The organism is Ideonella sp. (assembly GCF_041914305.1).
GTDB lineage: Bacteria > Pseudomonadota > Gammaproteobacteria > Burkholderiales > Burkholderiaceae_C > Ideonella.
Window position 1 is genome coordinate 131,925 of record NZ_JAYSDQ010000018.1, and the last position, 21,560, is coordinate 153,484.

The window sequence follows — 21,560 nt, forward strand, 5'->3', positions numbered from 1 at the left end:
GGTGGCCGGGCACCGGTCGACTACGATGCCTGCCTTTTCTGTGTCGGTCGCGGCCGTGGACGTGAAGTGACGATGTCGAACCTGGGTCATTCGTGGTGGCTCGATTTCCTGCCCGGCCGCCTGGCCGTCGATGCGCGCGAGCGCTGGCGCTGTGTCGGCGGGGCCGCGGTCGGCATGCTGCTGACCGCCTGGCTCTGCCACTGGCTGGCGCCGCAGATGGGGGCGACCGCGGCCTGGCTGGTGGCGCCGATCGGCGCCAGCGCGGTGCTCGTCTTCTGCGTGCCGTCCAGCCCGATGGCGCAGCCCTGGGCGGTGGTCGCCGGCAACACCTTGTGCGCGCTGATCGGCGTGGCCTGCGTGCACCTGCTGGGCACGTCGGAATGGGCCGCCGGCGTCGCCGTGGCGCTGGCGATCGCCTCGATGTTCGCGCTGCGCTGCCTGCACCCGCCGGGCGGCGCCAGCGCGCTGCTGATGGTGCTGACCGGCGTGCACGAGCCAGCCTTCGCGCTGTACCCGGTGGCGGCCAACAGCATGCTGCTGGTGCTGGCCGGCATCGCCTACAACACGCTGACCGGCCGCCGCTACCCGCACGGCCAGCGGCCGGTGGTGGCCGCGCCCGGCACCGCCGAGCCGCGCACCGCGGCGAGCGACCTGCAGGCCGCGCTGGTCCGCTACAACCAGGTGCTGGACGTCAGCCCCGACGACCTGCAGGCGTTGCTGGCCGAGGCCGAGGTCGAGGGCTACCGCCGCCGCATGGGCCGGCTGAGCTGCGCCGACGTCATGTCGCGCGAGCCGATCTCGGTCGACTACGGCACGCCGCTGCAAGAGGCCTGGCGGCTGCTGCGCCAACGCCGCGTGAAGGCGCTGCCGGTGATCGACCGCGCCTCGCGCGTGATCGGCGTGGTGACGCTGGCCGACTTCATGGCTGACCCGGTGCTCGACCTGCACGACGGCTGGGTGCACCGGTTGCAGACGCTGCTGAGCCCGACCCGGACGATGCACACCGACAAGGCCGAAGCGGTGGGCCAGATCATGAGCACCGACGTGCGCGTGGCCCGCGCCGACCAGCCGCTCGGTGAGCTGGTGCCGCTGTTCGCCAGCACCGGCCACCACCACATCCCAGTGGTCGACGGCGAGCGCCGGCTGGTCGGCATCATCACCCAGTCCGATCTGGTGGCGGCGCTGTGCCGGCAGGACGCCGAGGCCGCCGCCGCCGCCGCGCAGGCAAGCTGAGAAGAAAGGCCTGCCGCGAGCGGCCACTGCTGGCTGACCCTTGGTTGCGTGCAGCCCTCGAATCGCTACACTCGTTGGCAGCGGTTCGGCAGTCGGCAACATCGGTAGTTCGCCCCTTGATCGTCCGCGGCGCGAGGGAACGGGTGACGGCGGCAAGACTGTTCCGACTTCTGTGGCTGTTGGCGCTCATGCTGCCCGCTGCCGGGCACGCGGCTGATCCGGCCGGCATCAGCCTGTCTCCCGCCGAGCAAGACTTCGTCCGGGCACAGCCCGCCATCCGCGTCCTCATCGTCGAGCGCCCGCCCTTCGAGTACTACAAGGACGGCCAGGCCAGCGGCTTCACGGTCGAGTACCTGCGCCTGCTGCTGCGCAAGATGGGCCTGACCCAGGTCACCTACGTGCCCGCCACCTTTGCGCAGGGCCTGCAGATGCTGGCCGATGGCAGCCTGGACATCGTGCCGGACATCGCCCGCACGCCCGAGCGCGAGAAGGCGATGCTGTTCACCGAGCCCTACCGGTATGCGACCAAGGCCATCGTCGCCCGGTCGGGCGCCGCGTTTCCCGACATCACCTCGCTCGACGGCCGGCGCATCGCCGTCGAATCGCACAACATCGCCGACAAGATCATCCGCGACAGCGGCATCTCGGCGACGCGGGTCGACTGCGCCACCACCAGCGATTGCCTGCGGCTGGTCTCGCAAGGCCAGGCCGACGCCTACATCGAGACCACCGCGGTGGTCGAGTACCAGATCGCGGCACATTCGATCGCCGACCTGGCGGTCGTCGGCTCGATCGACAACGCGCAGACGCCGTCGCGCTTCGCGCTGCGCAAGGACGCACCGCTGCTGGCCGCCATGCTCAACCGCGCCATCGCCAGCACCACCGTCGAAGAGCGGGCCAGCCTGGCCGAGCGCTGGATGTCGAAGGCCGCGGTCGACCTGCTGTTCGGCCGCACCGCCGGCCACATCGCCCTCAGCGCCGCAGAGCGCAGCCACCTGCTGGCCAAGCACCACCAGCTGAGGGTGTGCAGCGCGCCGGCCGGTGCGCCGCTGAGCGAGGTGACCCGCGACGGCACCCCCGTCGGCATCGGGCCGGACATCGTGTCGCGCCTGGCGCAGACCATGGATGTGCAGCTGAGCTTCGTCGCCTCGCACAATTGGAGCGAGACCCTCGAAGACGTGAAGGCGCGGCGCTGCGACCTCGTCTCGTTCGCGCAAGACACGCCCGAGCGGCGTGCCTACCTCGATTTCACGACGCCGTACGCCGTCTTCCCGATCGTGGTCGTCACCCGCAGCACGCAGCCCTACTTCACCGACATCGGGCCCCACCTGCACCAGCGCTTTGGCGCGGTCCGGGGCTTCGGCGCCCTGCCGGCCATCAAGGCCCGCATCCCCGGCATCACGATCGTCGAATATGAAGACGTCACCGACGGCCTGCGCCAGGTCCAGCACGGCGAGATCTTCGGCTTCATCGGCGCGCTGCCGATCGCCAACCGCCACCTGTTGGTCGAAGGGATGACCGACCTGAAGGTTGCCTCGCAGCTCAACGAGCGCCTGGCGATGCAGATCGCCGTGCGCAACGACGACCCTTACCTGAAGAGCCTGTTCCAGCGCGCGATCAATGCGCTGCCACCAGAGAAGCGGCAAGAGATCATCCAGCACTGGACGGCGGTGCGCTACGAAAAGGCCGTCGACACCGCGCTGCTGGCCCGGTGGGTGGGCGCGGTCGTCGCCGCTGCGGCGATGCTGCTGTTGCTGGCGCTGGCCTGGAACCGGCACCTCACGCGCCTGAACCGCGGGCTCGACCAGAAGGTGGCCGAGCGCACGCAAGAGCTGATGCAGGCCAAGCAACAGGCCGAGGCCGGCGCGCGGGCCAAGGCCGAGTTCCTGGCCAACATGAGCCACGAGATCCGCACGCCGCTGAACGCGATCATGGGCCTGTCGCACCTGGTGCGCACGGGCGGCCTGTCGCCCGAGCAGGACCGGCGCATGATGCAGCTCGAGCAGGCCAGCACCCACCTGATGGAGACCATCGGCGCCGTGCTCGACCTGTCGAAGATCGAGTCCGGCAAGTTCGTCCTGCGCGAAGAGCCGCTGGACATCGAGGCGGTGGTCGACAACGTGATCGCGATGGTCGAATGCGACGCCAAGGCCAAAGGCCTGCAGCTGAGCAGGCAGATCCCGCCCCTGCCCGCCGGCCTGGTCGGCGACCACACCCGGCTGCAGCAGGCCCTGCTCAACTACGCCGTCAACGCCGTCAAGTTCACCGGAGCGGGCACGGTCGAGATCCGCATCGAGGTGCTGGACGACGGCGACGCCGAAACCCACCTGCGCCTGTCGGTGCGCGACAGCGGCATCGGCATCGCGCCCGACCGGATGACACGGCTGTTCACCGCCTTCGAGCAGGTCGACAACGGCATCACGCGCCGCTTCGGCGGCACCGGCCTGGGGCTGTCGATCACCCGGCACTTCGCCACGCTGATGGGCGGCGAAGCCGGGGCCCAGAGCGTGCCCGACGAGAGCAGCACGTTCTGGTTCACTGTGCGGCTGCGCAAGCAGGCCGGCGCGGCGGCCATGGCCGGCGACGGCCCTGTAGCACCGGCGCGCGCGTTACCGCCCCGCGCCTTGGCGGCAACGCGCGTCCTGCTCGTCGACGACGACCCGGTGAACCGCGAAATCGGCGTGGCCACCCTGTCGAACGCCGGCATCGCGGTGGACTGCGCCACCAACGGCAGCGAGGCCGTGGCCAAGGCGGCCGCGACCGGCTATTCGCTGATCCTGATGGATGTGCACATGCCGGGCATGGACGGCCTGGAAGCCACGCGCCGCATCCGCCAGCTCACCCACTGCGCAGAGGTGCCCATCATCGCGGTCACCGCCAGCGCGTTCGCCGAGGACGAACAACGCTGCCGCCAGGCCGGCATGAACGACTTCATCGGCAAGCCGGCGCCGCCGCAGCAGCTGCAGGCGATGCTGGAGCGGTGGCTCGAGAGCCCGCGGCCTTCTTGAACAGCGCCTGCGGCCCTATGGTTTGGCCACCGAGTCGCGTTGCACGACGGTGGGCTCGAATTCGCGCGAGATCTTCAGCGTCATGCCGTAGCAGCTGTTGAGCAGCATGCGGCAGGCGTTCAGGCCCATCTCGTCGACGGGGATGTGCACGCTGGTCAGGCGTGGCGACAGGAAGGCGGCCACGTCGGTGTCGTCGTAGCCCAGCACCGACACCTGGCGCGGCACAGCGATGCCGCGGTGCTGCAGGCAGCTCAGCGCGCCCATCGCCATCTGGTCGTTGGCGCAGAACAGCGCGGTGAAGGCTTGGCCGCGCGCGAGCAGGCGCTCAACCGCCTCCCAGCCGCTTTCCGCAGTGAAGTCGCCATCTTCGACCGGCACCTGCGCGGCCTCGAGGCCGGCCTCGCCGAGTGCATCGAAAAAGCCCTGCAGCCGCTGCTTGTTGTCACTGGCCGCTGTGGGGCCGGAGACGACCGCGAACCGGCGGTGGCCCTGGTCGAGCAAGGCCCGCGCGGCCAGGTGGCCGGCGGCGCGGTGGTCGACGGTGAAGCAGTTGCTGCGCATGCCCTTGACCTCGCGGTTGACCACCGCCAGCTGCGGGTAGCCGTCGCGCAGCTGCATGAAGTCCGCATCTTTCAGCGCGGTGCTGCTGATGATGACGCCGTCGCAATCGCGGCTGATCAGAAACCGCACGCCGTCGAGCGCCTGCTGGCGCCGGTCGTCGTGGCCGCAGCCGTTGGCCACCACCATGTGGCGGTCGTACTGGCGCAGCTCGGTGTCGATCGCGTGCAGCAGCGGGCCGTAGTAAGGGCCCTTGAAATCGGGCACGAAGACGCCGATGGTGCCGGTGCTGCGCAGCGACAAGGCGCGCGCCGTGGCGCTGGGCCGAAAGCCCAGTTGCTTGACGGCCACCGCCACGCGATCGGCCGCGTCTTTCGAGAAAGAGCCCTTGCCGCTGATCACGCGCGACGCGGTGCCCACACCCACGCCTGCCAGCCGCGCCACGTCCTTGATTGTTGCCATCGTCCCTGCCCGCCGAACCCGAAGCGGTTCGCCGGCCGATCATAGAGGGACTCCGGCGGCAGTCTGGGCTACAGCCGCTCTTCGCTGCGCGGGTCGAACAGGCAGGCGCGGTCCAGGTCCATCACCACGCCGACACGCTCGCCCACCTCGGGCGGCACCGCGCTGTTGACGATCGCGGCGATCTTCTGGCCTTGCATGTCGAGCCAGACCACCTGGTGCGAGCCCATCGGCTCGACCAGCGTCACCTCGGCCGGGATGTGCGCTTCGCCGGGTGGCATGAGCGAGATGTGCTCCGGCCGCACGCCCAGCACCGCGTCGCCATCAGCGGCCGGCGCATTCAAGAAGGCCTCGCGCGGCAGCGCCGCTTCGAACGCGCCGGCACGAAAAGTGGTGCCGGCGCCCATCGCGCCGGCCAGGCGGCCGTGAACAAAGTTGATGCTCGGCGAGCCCAGGAAACCGGCGACGAACATGTTGGCCGGCCGCGCATAGACCTCGCCCGGCGCGCCGATCTGCTGGATGCGGCCACCGCGCATCACCGCCACGCGGCTGGCCAAGGTCATCGCCTCGACCTGGTCGTGCGTCACGTAGATCATCGTCGCGCCCAGCTCGCGGTGCAGCTGCTTCAGCTCGCGCCGAAGCTCGGTGCGCAGCTTGGCGTCGAGGTTGCTCAGCGGCTCGTCGAACAGAAAGACCTGGGCCTCGCGCACCAGCGCGCGGCCGATCGCCACGCGCTGGCGCTGGCCACCCGACAGCTGCGCGGGCTTGCGCGCCAGCAGCGGGTCGAGCTGCAGCATCTTCGAGGCGCGCTGCACACGCTTGGTGATCTCTTGCTTGGGCAAGCCGGCCACCCGCAGGCCGAAGCTCATGTTGCGCTCGACGCTCATCGTCGGGTACAGCGCATACGACTGGAACACCATGCCGATCGAGCGGTCCTTCGGGTCGGCCCAGGTCACGTCCTTGCCGCCGATGTGGATGCTGCCGGCGTCCACGTCGATCAGCCCGGCGATGCTGTGCAGCAGCGTGCTCTTGCCGCAGCCCGAAGGGCCGAGCAGCACGAGGAATTCGCCTTCCTGCACCGCCAGGTCGAGTTGTTCGAGGATGTTGACGGCGCCCATGCGCACGCCGAGTTGTTGGATGGAAACGCTGGACACGATCAGCCCTTTACTGCACCGGCGGCGATGCCACGCACGAACCAGCGGCCGGACACGAGGTAGATGACGAGCGGCACCAACGAGGTCAGCAGCGTGGCCGCCATGTTGACGTTGTACAGCCGCTCGCCGGTGGTGGTGTTGATGACGTTGTTCAGCTGCACCGTCATCGGCAGGTGCTCGCGGCCGGCGAAGGTCAGGCCGAGGATGAAGTCGTTCCAGATGCCGGTGACCTGCATGATCACCGCGACCACGATGATCGGCAGGCTCATCGGCAGCATCAGCTGCACGAAGATGCGCCAGAAGCCGCCACCGTCGATGCGCGCGGCCATGAACAGCTCACGCGGCACGGTGGCGTAGTAGTTGCGAAACAGCAGCGTCATCACCGGCATGCCGAAGATGGTGTGGACGAGCACGATGCCCGGCAGCGTGCCGAACAGCGACATCGACGCGAACGCCCGCACCAGCGGAAACATCAGCACCTGGTAGGGCACGAAAGCGCCGATCAGCAGCAACAGGAACAACCCGCCGCTGAAACGCGGGCGCCAGAACGACAGCGCATAGCCGTTGAGCGCGCCGACGAGGATCGACACGATCGTGCTCGGCACGACGATCGCGACCGAGTTCCAGAAGCCACCCTGGATGCCCTCGCATTGCAGTCCGGTGCAGACGGCCGACCACGCCTGCGCCCACGGCTCCAGCGTCATCTTCATCGGCAACCCGAAGATGTGGCCGAGGCGGATCTCCTCCATCGGTTTGACCGAGGTGACCAGCATCACGTACAGCGGCAGCAGGAAGAACGCCGCCGCGGTCAGCAGGAAAGCGTAGATGCCGATGCGGGCCGGGCGCGGCAGGGCGCGACGACGTCCGGAAGGCTTGACGGCAAGCATGGTGGGAGTGTCGATCACTGCGCTCATCCGTGGGCCTCTGATTTGGCACTGGCGCGGTGCCGCGCATACAGCCACGGCGCCACGACCGCCAGCACGGTGGCCAGCAGCACCGTGGACGCCGCCGACGCGAGCCCGATGTTGGCGCGGCCGAACAGGTTGTCCATGATGAACTTCGCCGGCACCTCGCTGGCCAGGCCGGGGCCGCCCTGCGTCATCGCCACCACCACGTCGAACACCTTCACCACGCCGACCGACAGCAGCACCAGCGCGGTGCCGATCGAGGGCCCGAGCATCGGCAGCACGATCGACACATAGACCCGCCAGGGCGGGATGCCGTCGATGCGCGCCGCCTTCCACAGGCTGTCGTCGATGCCGCGCAAGCCGGCCAGCATCAAGGCCATCACCAGGCCCGAGGCCTGCCAGACAGCGGCCAGCGCGATGGCGTACATCACCGCATCTTGCTGCACGATCCAGTCGAGCGTGAAGCTCTCGAAGCCCCAGCCGCGCACGGTGGACTGCAGGCCCAGCTCGGGGTTCAGCAGCCACTGCCAGACCAGGCCGGTGGCGACGAACGACATCGCGTACGGGTAGAGAAACACGGTGCGCAACACGCCCTCGCCCTTGACCCGCTGGTCGATGAAGACCGCCAGCGCAAAACCCAGCACCATGCAGCCGGCGATGAACAAGACGCCGAACAGCGCCATGTTCTGCAACGACAGCATCCAGCGCTCGGTCTCGAACAGCTTGGTGTACTGCATCAAGCCGACGAAGTTGTCGACCGGCAGCGTGCGCGAGCTGGTGAACGAGACCTTGACCGACCAGGCCATCGTGCCCAGGTAGGCCAGCAGCACGGTGGCCGCCATGGGCAGCAGGGCCGCATAGGCAGCGACATTTCGCAGCCCTCGGCCGCGACGCGAAGACGACATCAGACCTCCGAGGCGTCAGCTTTTGATGGCGCCCGCCATCGCCTTCGCCGCATCATCGACGCTCTGGTTGGTGTTCCAGAACTTGGTGATGATGTCCTGCAGCGCGCCGGCCACGTCGGGCGCGACCAGCATCTCAGAGTTCGGCAGGTGGCGCGTCGGGTCTTTCATCACCTGCAGGCCGATCTGGGCGCACAGGTCCATGCCCTTCGCATCCACGTCGGTACGGATCGGGATCGAGCCCTTCTTGTTGTTGAAGGCCACCTGGGTCGCCGGGGCGGTGAAGGTGTCGGCCAGCAGGTGCTGGGCCTTGATCTGCGCCGGGTCGGTGGTCTTCGGGAAGACAAACACATCACCCGCGATGATGTACGGCGACTTCGGCCCGAAGCCCGGGAAGCAGCCGTATTCCTTGCCCGCCGACTGGTGGGCGTTCTGGAACTCGCCCTTGGCCCAGTCGCCCATCAGCTGCACGCCGGCCTTGCCGGCGATGACCATCGAGGTGGCGTCGTTCCAGTTGCGGCCCGGTGAGCCGGCGTCGACATAACCCTTCAGTCGCTTGAACGACGCCAGCACGGCCTTGAACGCCGGGCCCTGCGCCGTCGCCGCGTCGCGGTCGCGGTAGAACTTCAGGTACAGCTCGGTGCCGCCGGCGTGCGCCAGCCAGCCGTCGAACAGCAGCTTTTCTTGCCAGGGCTGGCCGCCTTGCGCCAGCGGCACCACGCCCGCGGCCTTGAGCTTGTCCAGCGCGGCGAAGAACTCGTCAGGCGTCTTCGGCTCGGCGGTGATGCCGGCCTTGGCGAACGCCGGCTTCGAATACCAGAACCACGCCGGCATGTGGATGTTGACCGGCACCGCGTAGTAGTGGCCCTGGACCTTGACCGCGTTCAGGATCGGCGCGGGCAGCATCTTGTCCCAGCCGTTCTTGATGGCCACCTCGTCGACGTTGTTCAGCAGGCCCGCGTCGATGATGTCGTGGAACTGCTTCGAGGTGTTGAACTGCGCCGCGGTCGACGGCGTGCCACCGACGATGCGGTTGACCGCCGCGGCGCGCGCCGCCTCGCCACCGGCGATGGCGCTGTCGACCCACACGCCACCCGCGGCCTTGTAGGCGTTGGCCAGCTCTTTCAGCGCGGCCGATTCACCGCCCGAGGTCCACCAGTGGATCACCTCGGCCTTGGCTTGGGCATGGGCTGCAGTAGCGCCCCATGCCAACGCGACAGCGATGGCGATGCGGGTGGCGGTTCGGTTCATGTCGTTGTCTCCTGCTGGAATCGGAATTGTCAGGCGCGTTCGGCGCGCTGTTGAAAGAATGCCTTCAGCGCCAATGCGCTGTCTTTGGCGGTGCGTTGCTGCGTGGCGTAGTCGACATGCACGATGCCGAAGCGCTTGTCGTAGCCATAGGCCCACTCGAAGTTGTCGAGCAGCGACCAGACGAAGTAGCCGCGCACGTCCACCCCCTGCTGCATCGCCTGGTCGATCGCGGCGAAGTGCCGGCCGAGATAGCGCATGCGCTGCTCGTCGTGCACGCGGCCGCCTTGCACCCGGTCGTCGCTGGCCATGCCGTTTTCGGTGATGTAGATCGGCGGCAGCCCGGGGTAGCGCTGGTGAAACTCGACCAGCAGGCTGCGCAGGCTGTCAGGGTGGACCTCCCAGCCCATCTGGGTGCGCTCGACACCCGGTTGCGGCGTGACGACGTAGCCGTGCCCGCCGTCGCTCGCCACCACCGCGCGAAAGTAGTAGTTGATGCCGACGAAATCGGTCGGCACCGAGATCGTCTCCATGTCACCGCCGCGCACCGGCGCCACCGCGTCGGGCCACAGGTCGCGCAGTTCGGCGGGGTAGCGGCCACGGAACAGCGCGTCCAACACCCACAGGTTGTTGCTGGCGTGCGCGCGGCGGGCGGCCAGCTGGTCTTCGGCACTGTCGCTGGCCGGTGTCACGCCATTGACGTTGGCCACCAGCCCGACCGGCGCGCGGTCGTTGGCGCGCAACGCCCGCACCGCCAGGCCATGGCCCAGCAGCAGGTGGTGCATGGCCTCAACCGCGTAGCGCGGGCGGCGCAGCCCCGGCGCGTGGCGCCCTTCGGCATGGCCGACATAGGCCGAGACCCAGGGCTCGTTCAAGGTCATCCAGCCCCGCACGCGGCCGGCCAACGCGCGGCTGATCTGGTCGGCGTAGTCGGCGAAACGGTGGGCGGTGTCGCGGTTCAGCCAGCCGCCGCGGTCTTGCAGGTGTTGCGGCAGGTCCCAGTGGTAGAGCGTGGCATAGGGTGCGATGCCACGCGCGTCCAGCGCGTCGAGCAGGCGCTGGTAGAAGGCCACGCCTTTCGGGTTCAACCGCCCGTTCTCGTCGATGACCCGCGGCCAGGCGATCGAGAAGCGGTAGGCGCCAAAGCCCAGGTCGGCCAGCAGCGCCACGTCGTCTGCATAACGGTGAAAGTGATCGCACGCCACCGCGCCGGTGTCGCCGTTGGCGATGTTGCCGGGCACCGCGCCGAAGTGGTCCCAGATCGACGGCAAGCGGCCGTCGACCTCGGTCGCGCCTTCGATCTGGTAGGCCGCGGTGGCGGCGCCGAACACGAAGTCGCGCCGCCACATCGCCGAGCCGGCGGGCGGAAGAACGAGCTCAGGCGACAAGGGCAAGGCACTCCATTTGAAACCGCTTTCAGTGCGGTGAATTGTCGACACACCCCAAGATGAACGGAACGGTAAGAACCCGCGGTTTCGTTCATCTTTTGTTAAGCATTGTTGGAGCGGCGCTTGGGCGGCGTTCATCAGTATTTAACCTACTGGCAAGAATTCAATAAGGTCTTCAGAGTGCGCCCTCCGTGCGACTGGAAGCGGTTCCATCGCCGGGCACGAGCAAACCCAGCGAGGAGACAAGATGAACAAGTGGTTGACCTTGGCGGCGGCGAGCCTGGTGCTCGCGCTCAACGGCTGCGGCGGCAGTGGCGACGATGACCCCGATCCGCCCAAGCCGCTGGACGACTGGCCACACGTGACCAGCGCGATCGCGCAAGACAGCGCCCAAGAGGCGGCGATCAAGGAGATCGTCGCGAAGATGACGCTGGCCCAGAAGGTGGGCCAGATGACCCAGCCCAACATCGCCAGCATCACGCCCGACGAGGTGCGGCAGTACTACATCGGCTCGGTGCTCAATGGTGGCGGCGCCTGGCCCGGCAACCAGAAGACCGCCACCGTCGGCGACTGGCTGGCGTTGGCCGATGCCTACTGGCAGGCCTCGATGGACACCGACATGGCGGTGAAGATCCCCGTCATCTGGGGCACCGACGCGGTCCACGGCCACGGCAACGTGTTCGGCGCCACCCTCTTCCCGCACAACATCGGCCTGGGCGCCGCGAACGACCCCGAGCTGGTCGAGCGCATCGGCGCCGCGGTGGCCAGGCAGGTCGCCTCCACCGGCATCGACTGGACCTTCGCGCCCACGCTGGCCGTCGTGCGCGACGACCGCTGGGGCCGCACCTACGAAGGTTTCTCGGAAGACCCGAGCATCGTGGGCGCCTACGGTGGCCGCTACGTGACCGGCCTGCAGGGCACGTTCACGTCGTCGGGCCGGCCCACCGTCGTGGCCACAGCCAAGCACTTCATGGGCGACGGCGGCACCGACCAGGGCAAGGACCAGGGCGAGACCAAGGCCAGCCTGAACGACATGATGAACATCCACGGCGCCGGCTACTACTCGGCGCTGGCGGCCGGCGCCCAGACGGTGATGGCCTCGTTCAACAGCTGGACCTTCACCGGCACCACGAAAGACGGCAAGTCGCTGGCCTTCGCCAACGCCAAGATGCACGGCAACCAGTACCTGCTGACCGACGTGCTGAAGACCAAGATGGGCTTCGACGGGCTGATCGTGTCGGACTGGAACGGCATCGGCCAGGTCCAGTACACCGACGCGAACGGCGACACCAAGACCTGCACCAACGCCTCATGCCCGGTGTCGATCAACGCCGGCATGGACCTGGTGATGGTGCCCGACGACTGGAAGGCCTTCATCGCCAACACGATCGCGTCGGTCGAAGCCGGCGAGATCCCGATGGCGCGCATCGACGACGCGGTCACCCGCATCCTGCGCGTCAAGCTGCGCGCCGGGCTGTTCAAGATCGAGAACGGCGCGAGCGTGGCGGTCAAGCCCTCGCAACGCCCCGGCGCGGGCGACGCCACGGCGCTGGTGCACCGCGAGCTGGCGCGCGAGGCGGTGCGCAAGTCGCTGGTCCTGCTGAAGAACGACGGCGGCATGCTGCCGCTCAAGCGCGGCGAGAAGATCCTCGTCGTCGGCCGCAGCGCCGACAGCATGTCCAACCAGACCGGCGGCTGGTCACTCACCTGGCAGGGCACGTCGAACACGAACGCCGATTTCCCGAACGGCGACACGATATTGGCCGGCATCCGCGAGGCAGCTGGTGAGGACAACGTGACCTACGCGCTCGATGCCACCGGCCTCACGCTGACCGACTACAAAACGGTGATCGCGGTGATCGGCGAGACGCCCTATGCCGAAGGCGCCGGCGACATCGGCCGCACCGGCACGCTGGAACATGCCAAGCGCTACCCGGCCGACCTGGCGCTGCTCGAATCGCTGAAAGACAAGGGTGTGCCGGTCGTCACCGTGCTGCTCAGCGGCCGGCCGCTGTGGATGAACAAGGAGCTGAACCGCAGCGATGCGTTCGTCGCCGCCTTCTTGCCCGGCACCGAGGGCAAGGGCGTGGCAGACGTTCTGTTCCGCAAGGCCGATGGCTCGGTCAATGTCGACTTCAACGGCAAGCTCTCTTACTCGTGGCCCAAGGCCGCCTGCCAGGTGCCGCTGAACAAGGGCGACACCGACTACGACCCGCTGTTCGCGTTCGGGTACGGCCTGAGCTATGCCGAGCCGGGTACTGCGGTGGGCAAGACGCTCGACGAGACCACGCCCACGCTCGGCTGCGGCCAGAGCGGCAACACCGGCCCGGCAGCGACCGAGCCGCTGGAGGTGTTCAACCAGGCGCAGAGCGCGACCTTCCCGCTGTTCATCGGCTCGTCGCCGAACTGGATGAAGCCGGTCGGCGACGACCTGAACGCCAAGCTCACCACCGACGACGGCACGCTGACGCTGGAGACCGCGCAGGTCAACGTGCAGCAAGACGCGAAGAAGATCGCCTGGACCGGCCTGGCCGAGTTCAAGGCGATGGCGGCCGACCCGCAGTCACCCGGCACGCGCCACCCGCAAGACCTGATGAGCTACATCCACCCGGACGCGAAAGCGGTGCTGGCCTTCGACATCGTGATGCAGCAGGCGCCGATGGGCAGCGTGAAGATCCGCATCGACTGCGGCTACCCCTGCCGCGGCGAGCTCGACGGCAGCGCCGTGCTGGGTGCGCTGGCGCTGAACACCAAGACCACGGTCAAGATCCCGCTGTCGTGCTTTGCCGATGCGGGCGCCGACTTCGGCGCCATCGACACGCCGTTCCTGGTGCAGACCGACAAGCCTTTCGCGGCGACGTTTGCGCGCGTGCGCTGGCTGGTCAACGCCACCGGCGACGCCGACACCCACGCCTGCGAAGACTTCGCGCCACCGCCGCCGCCGCTGATCGACCCGCTGCCGGGGCCGAGCGTCACGCTGCTGGGGCCGACAGGCTTCTACGCTGACCTCGCCATCGACAGCTGGTCCAGCAACGGCACCCACGTGACCTCCAGCGTGACCGGTGGCGTGGCAGACGTGAACTTCGCGGCCGACGGTGGCAACGGCACCTTCAACTTCAAGGGCAGCGCGGTCAACCTCAGCAACTATGCGGCCGGCACGCTGCAGTTCGAGGTGGCCGTGAGCAGCTACGGCGCCAACACCCAGGGCCTGGCGATCAAGATGGAAAGCCCGGGCGACGGCTGCCGCAACGTCGACTACGTGTTGCCCGATGCCGTGAAGCCACCGGCCGACGGCCAGTTCCACACCGTGACGCTGGCCGTGGCCGACGTGGCGGGCACGAAGAACGCGCCCTGCTTCACGCTCGACAACATCGTCATCCCGTTCGGCATCTTCCCGGTCTGGGACGACCAGCAGGGGGTGGCGTTCCAAGTGCGAAACGTCGAGTTGCGGACGCCGTGAGCGAAAGGCGGGCCCGGGAGGGCCCGCCTTGCTCGCGTCAGTTCGCCGTCGGCGTCAGGATCAGCGTGTAGATCGTCTGCAGGTCCGACGGCTTCGTGGCGTGCACGAGGATCTGGCCCGATGCATTGATGTCCGTGGCGCCGTTGATGATCCATTGGGCCTGGTCGGCGGCCGGGATCAGGCTGTTCAGGTCATAGACCTCGTGGCCATCGTTCACCCACGCCCGACCGTGTGAATCGCCCATCGGCAGGTAGCCTCCGACCACCCAGCCGGCGTCGTTGATGCGGTAGGCCGAACCGTTCAAGGCGTTGGCCGGCAGCGGCAGCTGCTTCATCTCGCCGGCGCTGTAGATGAACGGTCGCACGCCGTTCGGGCCATCGGTGGTGCTGTCGCCGACCACGACATCGAAGTTATTGATGTCGAAGGCTGTCGAACCACTGCCCGTGCCCAATACACCCAGGTCCTGCACCTTCCCCTTGCGGAAGATGGCGGCATGCGATTCGCGGGTGAACTCATCGAGCTCGGCACTGCCCGCTGCGACGCCGCGCGAGTTGATGGCGACCGCTTCGCTGCCGTTGCCGCCGAGCGTCGGCAGCTTGGTCATCACGCCGTCCTTCCAGACGAAGGCCTGGAAGCCGCCGTTGGCGGTCTGGCTGCTGCCGACGACCTGGCCCTTGTCATTGATGCCGTGGGCGTAGCTGATCAGCGAGCAGCCGCCGCAGTCGTCTTCGGGGAATGCACCCAAGTCCCTGGTTTCGACGCCGTCGAACAGGATGGCGTGCGCATACGTCTGGGCCGTCGGTGAATTGCCGACGACATGGCCGAGCCGCTCGATCCCGCGGACGCTCGTGATGCTGCCTTTGGGGGCGCCGGCCAACGCCGGCACTTCGGTGCATGTCGCGGCCGCACAGACGGCACCGACGTACTTGCCCTTCTTGTTCTTGATGGTCGCCGCGATCCTGGTCTTGTTGTTGAACGAATTGCCGAACATTCCAGCGAGTTCCGGGTGCACCTGCTGCACCGTGTAGGCCGGTGCCTGCGCCAGGCTGGCGCCGCAAAGTGACATCAACGCGAGCGACGCGGCCGTCAGACGAGCCGCAATTTTGACCTGCATGGGAATCCTCCAGATTTGGGTTTGATGAGCTTCGCAGCAAGTGTCTGCGACTCTCAAGGTTATGCCGAACGGCATTTCGAATCTGGGGATGGTCAACGAGACGAAATATTGCGATCGATCACTTCTCTCTCAGCTTTTGCTGGACACCCCCTCAGCTTCGCCCCACTTCGGCCTGCCCGTCGTCAGGCGCGTCCACCGGCGGAATCGTCCGCAGCGCCATCTCGGCGCTGTTCAAAGAGCCTTCGATGAATCCTTGGTAGTCGGAATAGGCCTCGCCGACGATGTGCACGTTGCGCGCACCGCTGCCGAAGTCGAAGGCCTTGAACGACTCCATCACCTTCCACGAGCGAACGCCCGGCTGCCAGCCGTGGTTGGCCGCGCCATACGGCGCGCGCGCCCAGTCGCGGATGCCGTAGGTGATGATCGACTGCCGCACGTGCGCGGCCGCTTCTTCGAGGCTCATGTGCTCGAACATGCGGCGCGCCTGGTCGGTCAGGTTGATGATCGGGTCGCCCGCGGCCGCATCGGCCGCGGCCTGCGCCGCGGTGGCTTCAAGCGCCCGTTTCACGTCGCGCGCGATGAACAGCGCGAACGCATCGACGATGCGCGGGTTCAGGTCGACCTCGGCGCGGTCGTGGCGCTGCGAATCGGTCACGTAGTGGCGCCAGAACTCGGTCGACGGGCGGTCCATGTACAGCAGCACCATGCCATGGCCGTCATGGTCCCTGTCGCGCGGGCGGCGAAAGTAGTGCACCTCGCGTGTGGGCATGCAGTGCGCGTGCTGCTGCGGCGGCTGGTCGTAGTCCCACCAGGGCGCGTTGCTGACGAGAAAGACCTTCAACATCGGAAAGCCGTTGACGCTGTCGAGCTGCTCTTCGATGTGTGCCGGCAGGTGCGACGCCAGCTTGACCAGCGGCAGCCGCGGCAGCGCCAGGATCAGCCGCTCGGTGTGCAACTGCGTGACCCCGCTTTGCGTGCGCACGTCCAGCACCAGCGTCGAGCTGCCCAGGCCGACGGGCCGAAAGCCCAGCAGCGTGTGGCCACCGGCCAGCGTCACGTTCGGGTGGCGGCGCAGGTCGGCCAGCAGGCCTTCGCTCAGGCGAGCCGAGCCGCCCTCGATGCTGGCCAGCTCGCGGCCCACCGTCTTCAGCGCGCGCAGCCACCAGATGATCCACTCGATCGCGTTCAGGTTCTCCGGGATCATGTGATAGAAGGTCCCGGTGTCGCGCAGCTTGACCAACGCACGGTGGCTCAAGATGCCTTGCGCCGACAGCGCGTTCCAGAAGCCTGTCGCCCACAGCGGCTGCCCGTGCAGCTGCGCGTGCTTGCGCAGCCGCATGTAGTCGTCTTCGCTCAGGCTGTCGATCCAGGCCTGGTCGCCCGGCGCGCGGCCCATGATCAGCATGATCCCGCGCTGCAGCAGCTGCAGCGAATTCAGGCCCTGCTCTTCCGGCGGCAACTCGTCGTCGGGTGCCACGCTGCTGTCGGCGCTGGGGCCCGAAAACGGGGTCAGGCCGACCCCCAGCTCTTCGCACAGCGCCGCGAAGCGCGGCTGCAGCGTCGGCTCGAAACGCATCGGCCCCATCTCGGCGATGAAGCCATCGAGGTCTTCGGTCTCGATGCGCCCGCCCCAGCGGTCGGACGCTGTTTCGAGGATCAGCAGGCGGTGCCCCGCATCGGCCAGGCGCCGCGCGCAATACAGGCCGGCAATACCGCCGCCGGCGATGACGATGTCGTGTTCGGTCATGGGGCGGCATTGTCGGACTTCCGTGCCCCGGGCGATTCTCCGCACCTTCACCAGGGTCGGCGCGATGGCGACAATCAAGCCCATGCATGTTCCCGGTTTCCTGACGTCGCGCCATGGCCTGCGCCCGGTCGCGATGTTGGCCTTCGTCGCGCTGTCGAGCTGCACCTCGACGCCGCTGCCGCCGTTCGACCCGCCGGCCGCTTCACCCGTTAGTGCCGCCGCCTCGGCGGCCGGTGCAGATGAAGAGCAACGCTGGCAGCGCTTCGCCCTGTGGGTCGCCGCGCTGCGCGACGCCGCGCGCACCGCCGGCATCGGCGAGGCCACGCTGCGCGACGCGCTCGACAACGTGCGCTACCTGCCGCGGGTCGTCGAGCTCGACCGTGCCCAGCCCGAGTTCACCCGCACGGTCTGGGAGTATGTCGACACCATCGTGACCCCGCAGCGCGTGGCGCTGGGGCAAGAGCGGCTGCAGCAGGTGCGCAGCGAAGCCGACGCCGCCGCAGCCCGCTACGGCGTGCCGCCCAGCATCCTGCTCGCGGTCTGGGGCATCGAGAGCAACTTCGGCAGCAACTACGGCACCACGCCGACGATCGACGCGCTGGCTACGCTGGGCTTCGACGGCCGGCGCGAGAAGTGGGCGCAGTCCGAGTTGATCGCGGCGCTGAAGATCCTGCAGAACGGCGACATCGCGCGCGCGCAGATGATCGGCTCGTGGGCAGGTGCGATGGGGCAGACGCAGTTCCTGCCGTCGAACTTTCTCGCCTATGCGGTCGACGCCGACGGCGACGGCCGGCGCGACATCTGGGGCAGCATGGCCGACGTGCTGGCCTCGACCGCGCACTTCCTCGCCCGCTCGGGCTGGCAGGCCGGCGTGTCGTGGGGCGCCGAGGTGCGCTTGCCCGACGGGTTCGATGTGGCGCGTGCCGATGCGTCGGTGAAGCAGCCGAGCGCGCAGTGGGCGGCCGAAGGCGTGCAGACGATGGACGGCTCGCCGCTGCCGGTGTTCAACGACGGCATGGTCTTGCTGCCCGCCGGCGCGCGCGGGCCGGCGTTTCTGGTCGGGCCGAACTTTCGCGCGATCCTGCGCTACAACAACTCGACCAACTACGCGCTCGCAGTGGGCCTGCTCGCACAGCGGCTGGACGGCGGCGGCGGCGTGCAGGCCGCGTGGCCGCGCGAGTTGCAGGCCCTGTCGCGCAGCCAGATGCAGGCGCTGCAGACCAGCCTGAGCGCGCGGGGCTTCGACAGCGGCACGGCCGACGGCATGATGGGCCCAGCCACCCGCAGCGCGCTGTGGCGCTACCAGCGCAGCGTCGGCCTGCCGGCCGACGGCTACCCGACGCTCGAGCTGCTGCAGCGCCTGCAGGAGCCGCCGGCGTCAGCCGAGCCGGATCAGAGCGGCGCCGCCAGGTCCATCGTCCAGTAGGTGCGGTACTGGCTGCTGGCCGATTCGGCGCAGGCCACGCCCAGGTCGACGTAGCGCGGGTTCATGATGTTGGCGCAGTGGCCCGGGCTCTCGATCCAGCCCTTCATCACCGAGGCCGCGTCGTTGTAGCCAGCGGCGATGTTCTCGCCCGCAGCCGACCAGCGGTAGCCGGCATCGGTGATGCGGTCGCCCATCGAGCTGCCGTCGCTGCCGGTGTGGCTGAAGAAGTCGTGCGTGGCCATGTCGCGCGAATGGCCGGTGGCCGCGCGCTTGAGCGCCTTGTCCCAGGCCACCGGCTTGGTGGCCGCGTACCAGGTGCTGCCGCAGTAGCGGCCGGTGGCGCGGTAGCTGTTGGTCAGCTTGACGAACTCCTGGCGGAACGGCTTGGTGCCGCTCTGGCTGCAGGTGGCCGAGGCCAGCGTCGAAGCCTCGGCCGGCGCGGCGGCGACGGCCTCGCCCGACTGCACCGCGGCGTCATCCACGCCACGCACCAACGCCGGCGGGTCCGACGAGACCACCGGCCCGATCGGGGCGGCCACAGCGCCCCACGGGGCCAGCCCACAGGCCGCCGCCAAAGCGGCAGCGGCCAACGGCCGGATGGAAAACGGGCACGGTGTGGGCAGGCGCATGGCTCTCTCTCGATGGATGCGAAAAATGACGGCCGGATGATCACATCGCCACGGCCGCATGCACGGTAAGCAACTCTTGAAAATGGAAACCGAAGGGCAAGCGCCCGCACGTCAACGGTCGCGCTCTGCGCGGGGCTGGCCGCCTCGGGCACCAAGTCTGTCCCTCAGGGCCTCGTCTTGCCGGAGCGAATGGTCAACTGCGCCTGCTTCCCCGTTCCCAGGAAGGCTGCATGCAGGCTGCGCCCCGACCAGGTCTGGCTCAAGCGCAGCGCGCCGCCCTGCGGCGGCGTGGTCAGGTCGTTGCCCAATGGTTGCGGCTGCCCGAAGCTGAGCCCGCCGTCCGGTGAGAAAACAACCCATGGCTGATAGCGAAGGTGTTCGGGGTCGCTGCGTTGATCCAGCCAGGCCACGGCCACCTCGCCCTGCGGGCCGACGCTGATCGTCAGCGAGGTCTGGTCACCCGTCACGGTGGCGATAGGTCGGGCTTCGGTCCAGTGCACGCCGGCGTCCTCGGAGCGAGAGAGTACGACCGTGTTTTGCATGCCGGTCGACATGAGAGAAGCAAAGTAGAGGGTGCCGCCTCTCGGCCCATTCGTCGTATCGATGGCCAGCGCGCCGCCAGTGCCGCCGGCGGCCAAGCCCAGCTCGTGCCAGGTCGCACCGCCATCGTCTGAGCGGGCCAGGGACGCTGCGTCGTTCAGGAAGAGTCGGCCGCGCCTGTCGATGGCAAGACCCGTGGCGCTGGACAAGGCCGGTATCTTGGCGATGGACCAGCTTCGGCCGTCGTCGCGCGAAATGGCGACGTGTGGTTCCTGACCCTCTTCGCTGCTCGTCGAGTGGGCGATGTAGACCGAGCCCTTGTAGGGGCTCTTCGGGTGGTGGTCGGCCGGGATCAGCGCGTCGCGCGCATGAAAGTGTTCCAGGCTGAACAGCTCGGTCCACGTCCAGGTTTGGCCATCGTCTTCTGAACGCGCCACGAAGAGCCCTTCGTTGGGGCCGTCGTAAGCCGAAGTGGCGGCCAGCATGGCGCCCGTTTCGCCAAACGCGATCGAAGGCTCTTCGATCAGAAAATAGGACTCGGGCGGAAACGGAAGACAACGGGGAACCCAGTGCAGGCCGCCATCGTCCGAGTAGTGCACAGCGTTGCGTGACTGGCACCGGCTGGCCACACCGCCAATGGCCAGGCGGCCAGGCTGCGCGGGATCGGCCGAGATCGGTGTGCGCCCCCACGGGTCCGCCTCTTTGTAGACCAGAACGTCTTTCGCCCCGGCGGACGAAGCGACGAGCGCGACAGCGGATAGCGCGAGCCTTCGGACGAGTGAAGACGTGGTTGCTTTCATGTTGGTTCCCGGTTTACGTGAAAGTGAAGATCGGGATTATTCGGGCGCCAAATTACAGTTCCACTAACGCGTTAGTTGTTGAGCACATTGTTGATCTTTCTGACTCGTTCCACCCAGCGACAGCACACCGCGGTCGCCCGTCCAGGCCAGCCCACCCGTCTGCGGAACCGATCACTTCTTCATCGACGGCCACCCGGCCCACCCGCCGATCGGCAGGCCATGGCCCGCATGAACGCGAGAACCGGTGGACAGCCGGCAGCTGGCGCCGGCCGCGCCCGTTGAGCAAGACCCGCCGGTGCCAAATTTCCCTCTTGACGCCGCCCGCCCGGCGCCGCATCGTCCGTGGTGTGAACATGCTGCAACTCATCGACGACCTCCGGCGCCAGGTGCCGGACGGCGCCCCCGTGGGCACGCGGGGGCAGGCGACGTCGGTGGTGTCGACCGGGCGCGGCACGCACACGGTGGTGATGGCCGCGCGCATCGATGCGCAGGGCCGCCGGCGCGAGCAGTTCTGGTGCGATGGCACACGGGTCGAGCAGCATGTGCTGCTGCGGCTGACCTGTGCCGAGGTCGAGTGTCCGCACGCGGTGGCGGTGCGGGCCCAGTGGCAGGCCTGTCACCAGCAGGGGCCGGCCAAGCCGGTGCCCCAGCGGCCCGGCCAGCGCGCGCTGATGCAGGAGATCCCGGTCAACTTCGGCGGCCACCAGCTGGTCGCGCGGCCGGCGCGGTTTCCGTGCCTGACGCCGTGCCCGCACCACGCCCATCCGCCGCTGACGATCGACAAGACCGGCTTCGACCTGTTCGAGGACGGCCAATGCCTGGCCGGCGGCGTGATCGAGCGCAACGGCGTGCGCCAGCCGCGCCTGCCGTCGGTCGGCGCGGCCGAGGCCTATGTGCTGGCGCGGCAGATCGAGACCCGCGTTGCGCTGGGCGAGGCCAGCAAATCGTCGCGGCCGAAACGCGGGCCCAACCGCAAGGCCAGCTGA

General features: G+C 68.3%; 15 protein-coding genes. 5 read left to right on the forward strand and 10 right to left on the reverse strand.

Translation table 11 applies throughout. The features are described from left to right. Positions 1-72 precede the first annotated feature (72 nt). Positions 73-1,233 carry an HPP family protein gene (locus ACE3SG_RS22135; protein WP_374568390.1) on the forward strand — a complete coding sequence of 387 codons (1,161 nt, stop codon included), beginning with the start codon at positions 73-75 and terminating at the stop codon, positions 1,231-1,233. A 188-nt stretch (positions 1,234-1,421) separates the two neighbouring features. Continuing rightward, positions 1,422-4,241: a transporter substrate-binding domain-containing protein gene (locus tag ACE3SG_RS22140; protein ID WP_374568391.1), complete on the forward strand. Its 2,820-nt coding sequence runs from the start codon at positions 1,422-1,424 to the stop codon at positions 4,239-4,241. Between the two features lie 15 nt (positions 4,242-4,256). On the opposite strand, the gene ACE3SG_RS22145 is transcribed toward ACE3SG_RS22140, so the two are convergent. The 6 genes from ACE3SG_RS22145 to ACE3SG_RS22170 form a co-directional block, all read right to left on the reverse strand. Beyond that, the gene (locus tag ACE3SG_RS22145; protein ID WP_374568392.1) at positions 4,257-5,261 is read right to left on the reverse strand and encodes a LacI family DNA-binding transcriptional regulator; all 1,005 of its coding nucleotides are present in this window, start codon (positions 5,259-5,261) and stop codon (positions 4,257-4,259) included. Positions 5,262-5,329: 68 nt separating this feature from the next. Beyond that, positions 5,330-6,376, reverse strand: coding sequence for an ABC transporter ATP-binding protein (locus ACE3SG_RS22150; protein WP_374568412.1), 1,047 nt, complete (start codon positions 6,374-6,376; stop codon positions 5,330-5,332). 38 nt (positions 6,377-6,414) lie between these two features. Beyond that, positions 6,415-7,299 (reverse strand): carbohydrate ABC transporter permease, encoded by an 885-nt coding sequence (locus ACE3SG_RS22155; protein ID WP_374568393.1) that lies wholly within the window; start codon positions 7,297-7,299, stop codon positions 6,415-6,417. A gap of 23 nt (positions 7,300-7,322) precedes the next feature. Next, on the reverse strand, positions 7,323-8,225 hold the full coding sequence (locus ACE3SG_RS22160; protein WP_374568394.1) for a carbohydrate ABC transporter permease: 903 nt from the start codon (positions 8,223-8,225) through the stop codon (positions 7,323-7,325). 15 nt (positions 8,226-8,240) lie between these two features. Continuing rightward, entirely contained in the window at positions 8,241-9,473 is a 1,233-nt protein-coding gene (locus ACE3SG_RS22165; protein ID WP_374568395.1) for an ABC transporter substrate-binding protein, read from the reverse strand. Between the two features lie 29 nt (positions 9,474-9,502). After that, on the reverse strand, positions 9,503-10,819 hold the full coding sequence (locus ACE3SG_RS22170) for a GH1 family beta-glucosidase (RefSeq protein ID WP_374568413.1): 1,317 nt from the start codon (positions 10,817-10,819) through the stop codon (positions 9,503-9,505). A gap of 286 nt (positions 10,820-11,105) precedes the next feature. Between ACE3SG_RS22170 and ACE3SG_RS22175 the strand changes: the two genes are divergently transcribed. After that, positions 11,106-14,318 (forward strand): exo 1,3/1,4-beta-D-glucan glucohydrolase, encoded by a 3,213-nt coding sequence (locus ACE3SG_RS22175; RefSeq protein ID WP_374568396.1) that lies wholly within the window; start codon positions 11,106-11,108, stop codon positions 14,316-14,318. Between the two features lie 37 nt (positions 14,319-14,355). Here ACE3SG_RS22175 and ACE3SG_RS22180 read toward each other — a convergent pair whose 3' ends face one another. Both ACE3SG_RS22180 and ACE3SG_RS22185 read right to left on the reverse strand, forming a co-directional pair. Continuing rightward, positions 14,356-15,528, reverse strand: coding sequence for a hypothetical protein (locus ACE3SG_RS22180; RefSeq protein WP_374568397.1), 1,173 nt, complete (start codon positions 15,526-15,528; stop codon positions 14,356-14,358). Between the two features lie 55 nt (positions 15,529-15,583). Next, a complete protein-coding gene (locus tag ACE3SG_RS22185) occupies positions 15,584-17,179 on the reverse strand; it encodes a flavin monoamine oxidase family protein (RefSeq protein ID WP_374568398.1) in 1,596 nt (531 codons plus the stop codon). Positions 17,180-17,261: 82 nt separating this feature from the next. Between ACE3SG_RS22185 and ACE3SG_RS22190 the strand changes: the two genes are divergently transcribed. Next, the gene (locus tag ACE3SG_RS22190; RefSeq protein WP_374568399.1) at positions 17,262-18,605 is read left to right on the forward strand and encodes a lytic murein transglycosylase; all 1,344 of its coding nucleotides are present in this window, start codon (positions 17,262-17,264) and stop codon (positions 18,603-18,605) included. Here ACE3SG_RS22190 and ACE3SG_RS22195 read toward each other — a convergent pair. Together ACE3SG_RS22195 and ACE3SG_RS22200 are read right to left on the reverse strand one after the other, a co-directional pair. Next, complete coding sequence (locus tag ACE3SG_RS22195; protein ID WP_374568400.1) at positions 18,572-19,234, reverse strand: CAP domain-containing protein; 663 nt, start codon at positions 19,232-19,234, stop codon at positions 18,572-18,574. The genes ACE3SG_RS22190 and ACE3SG_RS22195 overlap by 34 nt on opposite strands. A 164-nt stretch (positions 19,235-19,398) precedes the next feature. After that, on the reverse strand, positions 19,399-20,574 hold the full coding sequence (locus ACE3SG_RS22200) for a sialidase family protein (RefSeq protein ID WP_374568401.1): 1,176 nt from the start codon (positions 20,572-20,574) through the stop codon (positions 19,399-19,401). Between the two features lie 353 nt (positions 20,575-20,927). Here ACE3SG_RS22200 and ACE3SG_RS22205 point away from each other — a divergent pair, with 353 nt between their 5' ends. Beyond that, positions 20,928-21,560 (forward strand): hypothetical protein, encoded by a 633-nt coding sequence (locus tag ACE3SG_RS22205; protein ID WP_374568402.1) that lies wholly within the window; start codon positions 20,928-20,930, stop codon positions 21,558-21,560.